Consider the following 6,647-nt stretch of genomic DNA (forward strand, 5'->3'; position numbering starts at 1 on the left):
CAGCGGTTATGATGCGATCTGCCGCCTGCTGGCGCGTGGCGAACGGCCCGACGGGCTGTTCAGCAGCAACGACCTCATGGCCTGCGGGGCGCTGGACGCGCTGCGGCAGCGCGGGAACCTGAACTGCCCGGAAGATGTGGTGGTGATGGGGTATGACAATATCCCACAGGCGGGCTGGCATGCCTATGAACTGACCAGTTTTGACCAGCAGGTGGACTGCCTCGTGGGGGCGGCGACGGATCTGCTGGATCTGGCGCTGGGGCCGGAAGGTGGCCCCGTATCACGCACCCGCGTGATCGAGGCACGGCTGGTTATCCGGCGCAGTACGGCGCGGCTCATCTAAACGTTATCGTTTTTGCCGTTGTTTGATGGCCCCATACCCGTGCATAGCTATGCAAGAGATTGCAGAGTGCCAGACACACGGGAGTGACAGCATGGGCGACAGGAATTTTCGGAGTATTCTGACCGGATCGTTTTCGACGCCCTGCGCCGACAACCCCACCGTCGCGATGATCGAGGCCGCGTACCGGCACGCAGGGCTGGACGCCCGCTACATCAACTGTGACGTGAAGCCCGAACATCTGGCGCAGGCCGTGGCGGGTGCCGTGGCGATGGAGTGGATCGGTTTCAACTGCTCCCTGCCGCACAAGGTCGCGGTGATCGAACATCTTGATGAACTAGCGGAATCCGCGCGGATTATCGGCGCGGTGAACTGTGTCTCCATCCAGGATGGCAGGCTGGTCGGCAACAATACGGATGGCAAGGGATTCCTTGCGTCGCTGAAGGGGGTTACGGACCCGGCGGGCAAAAAGGTACTGCTGCTGGGCGCGGGCGGGGCCGCGCGGGCCATCGCGGTGGAACTGGGGCTTGCCGGGGCCGCGCATCTGACCATCGTGAACCGGGAGGAGGCCAAAGCCGAGAATGTCGCCGCACTGGTCCGTGACAACACGCCCTGCGCCGCCACGGCCACGGCGTGGAACGGGCCGGTCAGCGTGCCGGGAGACGTCGATATTCTCATCAACGCGACCTCCATCGGGCTGGGCGATGCCGAGGCCCTGCCGCCGGTAGGGCTGGAAACGCTGCGCAAGGGTCTGGTCGTGGCCGATGTGATTCCCAATCCCCCCATGACGCACCTGCTGCGCGCGGCAAGGGCGCGGGGCTGCACGGTGCTGGACGGGCTGGGCATGCTGGTCAATCAGGGCGTGATCGGGGTCGAACTCTGGCTGGGCAGGACGCTGGATGCAGGCGTGATGCAGCGCACGTTGCAGGAGATTTTTGAAGTCCCCGCCTGAACCGGGCGGGAGCGCCACGGCGTAAACCAGGGCCGAATGGAAAGAGAGGGCCGGATGACAACCGCTTCCACCATCAGCAGCGAACACGCCTCCGCCCGCCACCGGATGCGCCAACGCGCCCTTGCCGTGCTGCCGCAGTTCGCCCATCTGGATGACCGGCGGGTGGAAGCGCGGCGTTATGTCGGAATCGCCGCCGCCGTCGCGGCGGTGGGCGGCCTTCTGTTCGGATATGACACCGGCATCATCGCATCCGCGCTGATTTACGTTACCCAGAGCTTTTCCCTGTCTACCAGCGGGCAGGAATGGGTGGCGGCGGCGCTTAATCTGGGTGCGGTGGCGGGGGCCGTGGCCAGTGGCCCGGTTTCGGACCGTTATGGCCGCCGTCCCGCCATCATGCTCGCATCCGCCGTGTTCATTCTGGCGTCCTTCGGCTGTGGCCTTGCCCCTGATGAGACGACTCTCATCATCGCCCGGCTGTTTTTAGGGGTTGCGATCGGGGCGACAACCCAGATCGTGCCGGTGTACGTGGCCGAACTCGCCCCGGCGGAGCGGCGGGGCAGTCTCGTATCACTGTTCCAGATGGTGTTTTCACTTGGTCTGCTTGTGGCCTTTTTTGTCGGTTACGTCATGGCGGGGCCACCTGACTGCTGGCGTGCGATGTTCATGCTGGGGGCGGTGCCCGCGGTGCTTCTGGCGCTTGGCATGCTGTTCCTGCCCGAAAGCCCGCGCTGGCTCCTGCACAGGGAGCAGGAGGCGCGGGCCATAGCGATCCTGTACCGCCTGCGCGGGCACCACGACCCGGTGCGCGCGGAGCTTGACGCCGTTCTGTGCGTGGAACAGGAAGACGCGGACAATGCGGATACGCGGTGGAGCGCGCTGCGGCAGGCATGGCTCAGGCCCGCGCTGGTCGCGGCATTGGGCATTGCCGCCCTGTCCCAGCTTTCGGGGCCGAATGTCATTGTCTATTACGCCCCGATCATCCTGTCACAAACGGGGCTGGGCCACTCCACGGCGCTGCTTACGTCGGTTCTGGTGGGGGTGACATCCACCATCACCACGGTCATGGGGATCGCGCTGATCGACCGTGTCGGCCGCCGCCGGATGCTGCTGTGGATGCTGCCGTTCGCCGCGCTGTCGCTGTTCGTTCTGGGGGCGATCTTCCTGAGCCCGGCCCCCATCGCGGGGCTGCGCATGGTGCTGATGGTCGCATCGCTTCTGGGTTATATCTTCTTCAATTTCGGTTCCCTGTCGGTGGCGGTCTGGCTTGTTGCGTCCGAAGTCTTCCCGCTTCAGGTCCGCAGCAAGGCGATGGGGCTGGCCAGCGCCACCGTGTGGCTGTCCGACACGCTGGTCTCGCTCGTGACCCTATCCCTCGTCAACGCGTTGGGCACGACGGGCACGTTCTGGCTGTTTGGGGTCATCAACGTCATATCCTTCGTGTTCGTCTGGGCCTATGTGCCCGAGACGGCGGGCACAACGCTGGAAGATATTGAATCCCGCCTGCGCACGGGCACTTTCCTTACGGGTGGGCACGGGCATGCGGGAAGGAGCGCAAGGCCCTGACCCGAAATCCCTTCAGGCGGCCCGATGCCCGCTTATTTCCTGCCCCAGCGCGCGGGGCATGCGCACGCAGCCAAGGGATGCGACCAGCGCGATACCGCCCGCGATGAAGAAGGTGGCGTGCAGTTCCGCCAGACCCGTGCCGTGGCTGTGGTCCAGAAGCTGGAAAAAGGACAGGCTGAACGCCGCGCAGGCCACCCCGGCGGCCGATGCCGCCTGTTGCAGGATGGACAGGAGTCCCGACGCGGCACGGCGTTCATTGCTGGCAATATCGGCAAAGGCCATGGTTGACAGGCTGGTCAGCTGCATGGAGCGTGTCGCCCCCGCGAAGATCAGGATCAGCACCAGCAGCGCCGCGTTCGTATCCGGCGCGGCAAAGCCGCATGCCACCATGGAAAGGGTAACCAGCAGCCCGTTGACCAGCAGCACATCACGAAAGCCGAACCGGCGCAGTATGGCGCTGGTAAAGGGCTTGAGCCCCAGGTTGCTGCAGAAATACACCAGAACCCACCCGCCAGCGGCGGCGGGCCGCAGGCCGAAGCCAAGCTGGAACAGCAGCGGCAGCAGGAACGGCATGGCCGAAAACAGCGTGCGGAACAGGATGCCGGGATACAGCACGACATAGCGCAGGCTGGGGCGGCGCAGCGGGGCCAGTGACAGGATGGGCGTGGGATGCCGCCCGAGATGCCGCACGGCGGCCCATCCGGTGGCGAGGCCGAAGATGATCAGCCAAAGGCGATCTCGCGCTGCTGGCCGGTTTCCGCCGCGCGCTGGAAACCGGCCAGCAGCGTGGTCAGCGCCACGGCGCACAGGGAAAATCCGGTAAAATCCATGGGGGGCGGCGTTGATTTTTCCTCCCGCGGGACAAAGCGCAGGATCGCGCACGCCCCTGCCAGCCCGATGGGCAGGTTGAGCCAGAAATTCCATCGCCAGTCGAGCGCCTGGGTAATGAACCCGCCCAGCACCGGGCCAATAATGGGGGCGAGCAGGCCGGGCCACACGGTTACGGCCTGCGCGCGCATCAGCGCGGCCTTGGGTGTATGGCGCAGCACGACGGACATGCCCACCGGCATCATCATGGCCCCGGCCAGCCCCTGTGCGATCCGGGCCAGCACGAACATGTCCAGCCCCGGCGCCAGGCCGCACCATACGGATGCGAGCGTGAAGGCGATGACGGAGACAAGCAGTACCCTGCGCTCCCCGATCCTTTGCGACAGCCAGCCGACAGGGGGGAAAGTGCGGCCGAGGCCAGCATGTAGGCCGTGATCCCCATGGAGAGATCAATGGTGCTGACCCCAAAGGAGCGCGCCATCTGCGGCAGGGAAGTATTGATGATCGCGCCATCAAGATTCTGCATGAATGACGTCGCGGCCATGATCAGCGCGATCATGGGCGAATAGGTCGGTCGTGCGGCGGGGGCGCTGGGCTGGGAGGGCATGTTACAATCGGCGGGCCGGGGACTACGGAAAACGGGGCAGGGCGTTCCCGTCCTGTATACTGCGCCGCTTTTTGCGGGATAGATCCGATGGCGTCCTGCCGGTCATATAACCGCGAGCGGGCACGCGTGCGGTATGACGTTTTACGCCGCGTCGGCGCGTGGTTCCATGATCCATACAATTTCCAGCGCCGGGCATGCCCCTTTCAGGCCACCGACCAGATCCGGTTTTTCGATGCAGGTAAGATGGAACGTCTTGTCATAATACCGCCGGACCTCGGCGTCATCGACGGAAAACGGCGGTCCCGGCCTGCGGGACTGATCGTATTCCAGACAGACAAGCAGGGCGGGGGCCGCGTTCGTGATGGCCATGAGATGGGACGCATAGGCCCTGCGCATCTCTTCCGGCAGGGCGACCAGCGCCGCGCGGTCATAAACGGCGTCGACCGGCCCCAGTTCGGTTTCGGTCAGGTCAAAGATATTGCCCACGAAGATGCACAGGCCATCCGCCTCGTAACATCGCAGCTTTCCGACATCCGAAATGCGGGGCGTCACGTCCAGTTCGGTAAAAAGCTGTTCGACGGCAAGTTCGCTCAGCTCGATTCCGGCAACATCGAATCCCTGTTCCAGCAGCCAGTGAATATCGAGGCTTTTTCCGCAAAGTGGTAGGAATATACGCGCACCTTCCGGCAGGCCAAGCGTGGGCAGGTGGCGGGTCAGCAGGGGATTGGGCTGGTCTTCATGAAACCCGATTTCATTGCGTTGCCATTTTTCCCGCCAGAATGTTTCGTTCATCACAGTCTGTTCCACTTCCCTTGGTTCTTGCACCGATTGTATCAGTTACCGTGCTGGCCGCAAAACGACGCCTGCCCGGCAGGCACGCCCTGTGAAAGTCAAAACCACCCTTTCGCCCCGGGGTTCCGGCATGGGCCGGTGGAAACCGGGCGATCCGGCGGGCAGGACGCGGAACTGGCGGGCCGGATGTGTCGTATCGTATAAAGAGCTGACACTTTTTCGTACGAGGTGCCCGATGGCCGCCCTGTTTTCCTTACGTCCGGCTCCGGCCTGTGTGGTCCTGTCGATCGGCCTGCTCGCGGGCGGCTCATGCCCCGTCCGGCGCGGGCGGAGATGGTGGCCCGCCCGGTCGCGTGGACTTACGGGCAGACGCGCTTTGAAAGCGTGCTGGTGTATGATGATGCGGTGGCCACAAGGCGGCCCGGCCTGCTTATGGTGCCGGCGTGGTTCGGGGTAAACGCGAACGCCATCCGCAAGGCCGAACAGATTGCCGGGCAGCGCTATGTCATCCTGCTGACGGATATGTATGGCGCGACCGTACGGCCCCGGACCACGGAACAGGCCCGCAACGCGGTCGCGCCATTGCTGGCGGACCGGGCGCTCATGCGCGGCCGGATCAATTTTGCGCTCGGGCGGCTCCGGGCGCAGGCGGCGAATGCGCCGGTCGATGTCTCGCATCTTGCCGCAATCGGGTTCTGTTTCGGTGGCGCCGCCGTTCTCGATCTGGCGCGCAGCGGGGCGGATGTCGCCGCCGTGGTCGCCTTTCATGGCAATCTCGGCACCGATGACCCGGCGCTGGCAAAGCATATCCATGCCCGGGTGCTGGCCATGAACGGCGCGGATGATGAAACCACATCCCCCCAGTTCGGTAATTTCACACAGGAAATGCGCGGCAGCCCGGCTCCATGGCAGTTCGTTCTCATCGGCCATGCGGTCCACTGCTTTACGGAAGTGGAGGCCACTGCTGCCTCCGGCCTGTGTCGATACGATCCGCAGGCCGCCGGTCAGTCCTATGCGCTGATGCAACAGTGGCTGGGGGATGCTTTCGCCGCCGCACCATAGCGGGGTTGCATGGGGTGTGGGCTTCAGTCACCCGCAAGTGGAAAATGGCATGCCGCTTCATGCCCCGGCCGGACGGGACGCAGGGCGGGTTCTTCCACGCGGCAGCGATCCTGCACGTAGGCGCAGCGGGTGTGAAAGCGGCAGCCCGTCCCGCGGGTGACGGGGCTGGGCACATCGCCATGCAATGCAATGGCGCGACTGGCCCCGACCACGGGGCGGGGAACGGCGGCGGTCAGGGCCGCCGTATAGGGATGGGCCGGATGGTGCAGCACGCTGTCGGTTTCACCCAGTTCCACGATCGCACCCAGATACATGACCGCGACGCGGTTTGAAATCTGGCGCACCACCGCCAGATCATGCGCGACGAACACATAGGTCAGCCCCAGTTGGTCCCGCAGGTCGGCAAAGAGATTGACGATCTGGGCCTGAATGGACACGTCCAGCGCGGAAACCGGCTCATCGGCCACCACCAGCCGGGGCGAAAGCGCCAGCGCGCGCGCGAT

General features: G+C 64.7%; 9 protein-coding genes. 4 read left to right on the forward strand and 5 right to left on the reverse strand.

Annotation, left to right across the window (positions count from 1 at the left end):
* From JCM25156_RS07800 to JCM25156_RS07810, 3 genes are all read left to right on the forward strand, one after another.
* A partial coding sequence (locus JCM25156_RS07800) for a substrate-binding domain-containing protein (protein ID WP_025812684.1) occupies positions 1-343 on the forward strand: 343 nt, incomplete at its 5' end.
* Between the two features lie 91 nt (positions 344-434).
* Positions 435-1,292, forward strand: coding sequence for a shikimate dehydrogenase (gene aroE, locus JCM25156_RS07805; protein ID WP_025812685.1), 858 nt, complete (start codon positions 435-437; stop codon positions 1,290-1,292).
* A 54-nt stretch (positions 1,293-1,346) separates the two neighbouring features.
* Positions 1,347-2,855 carry a sugar porter family MFS transporter gene (locus JCM25156_RS07810; protein ID WP_025812686.1) on the forward strand — a complete coding sequence of 503 codons (1,509 nt, stop codon included), beginning with the start codon at positions 1,347-1,349 and terminating at the stop codon, positions 2,853-2,855.
* 12 nt (positions 2,856-2,867) lie between these two features.
* Here JCM25156_RS07810 and JCM25156_RS32045 read toward each other — a convergent pair whose 3' ends face one another.
* From JCM25156_RS32045 to tmpT, 4 genes are all read right to left on the reverse strand, one after another.
* On the reverse strand, positions 2,868-3,545 hold the full coding sequence (locus JCM25156_RS32045) for an MFS transporter (protein ID WP_277909412.1): 678 nt from the start codon (positions 3,543-3,545) through the stop codon (positions 2,868-2,870).
* A 32-nt stretch (positions 3,546-3,577) separates the two neighbouring features.
* Entirely contained in the window at positions 3,578-4,039 is a 462-nt protein-coding gene (locus JCM25156_RS32050; protein ID WP_277909413.1) for an MFS transporter, read from the reverse strand.
* A complete protein-coding gene (locus JCM25156_RS30915; protein WP_242402546.1) occupies positions 3,928-4,290 on the reverse strand; it encodes a hypothetical protein in 363 nt (120 codons plus the stop codon). The genes JCM25156_RS32050 and JCM25156_RS30915 overlap by 112 nt, the downstream gene beginning before the upstream one ends.
* 141 nt (positions 4,291-4,431) lie before the next feature.
* Positions 4,432-5,082: a thiopurine S-methyltransferase gene (gene tmpT, locus JCM25156_RS07820; RefSeq protein ID WP_025812687.1), complete on the reverse strand. Its 651-nt coding sequence runs from the start codon at positions 5,080-5,082 to the stop codon at positions 4,432-4,434.
* Positions 5,083-5,391: 309 nt separating this feature from the next.
* Here tmpT and JCM25156_RS07825 point away from each other — a divergent pair, with 309 nt between their 5' ends.
* Positions 5,392-6,144, forward strand: a complete 753-nt coding sequence (locus JCM25156_RS07825) for a dienelactone hydrolase family protein (protein ID WP_025812688.1) — start codon at positions 5,392-5,394, stop codon at positions 6,142-6,144.
* A 23-nt stretch (positions 6,145-6,167) separates the two neighbouring features.
* Here JCM25156_RS07825 and JCM25156_RS07830 read toward each other — a convergent pair.
* Positions 6,168-6,647: oligopeptide/dipeptide ABC transporter ATP-binding protein (locus JCM25156_RS07830; RefSeq protein ID WP_025812689.1), on the reverse strand; the 480-nt coding region annotated here is incomplete at its 5' end.

This window comes from Komagataeibacter kakiaceti JCM 25156 (assembly GCF_000613305.1).

Bases quoted from the DNA above. Each gene is read 5' to 3' on its own strand.
- aroE (WP_025812685.1), top strand. From the start codon at position 435: ATGGGCGACAGGAATTTTCGGAGTATTCTGACCGGATCGTTTTCGACG.
- JCM25156_RS07810 (WP_025812686.1), top strand. From the start codon at position 1,347: ATGACAACCGCTTCCACCATCAGCAGCGAACACGCCTCCGCCCGCCAC.
- JCM25156_RS30915 (WP_242402546.1), bottom strand. From the start codon at position 4,290: ATGCCCTCCCAGCCCAGCGCCCCCGCCGCACGACCGACCTATTCGCCC.
- tmpT (WP_025812687.1), bottom strand. From the start codon at position 5,082: ATGAACGAAACATTCTGGCGGGAAAAATGGCAACGCAATGAAATCGGG.
- JCM25156_RS07825 (WP_025812688.1), top strand. From the start codon at position 5,392: ATGCCCCGTCCGGCGCGGGCGGAGATGGTGGCCCGCCCGGTCGCGTGG.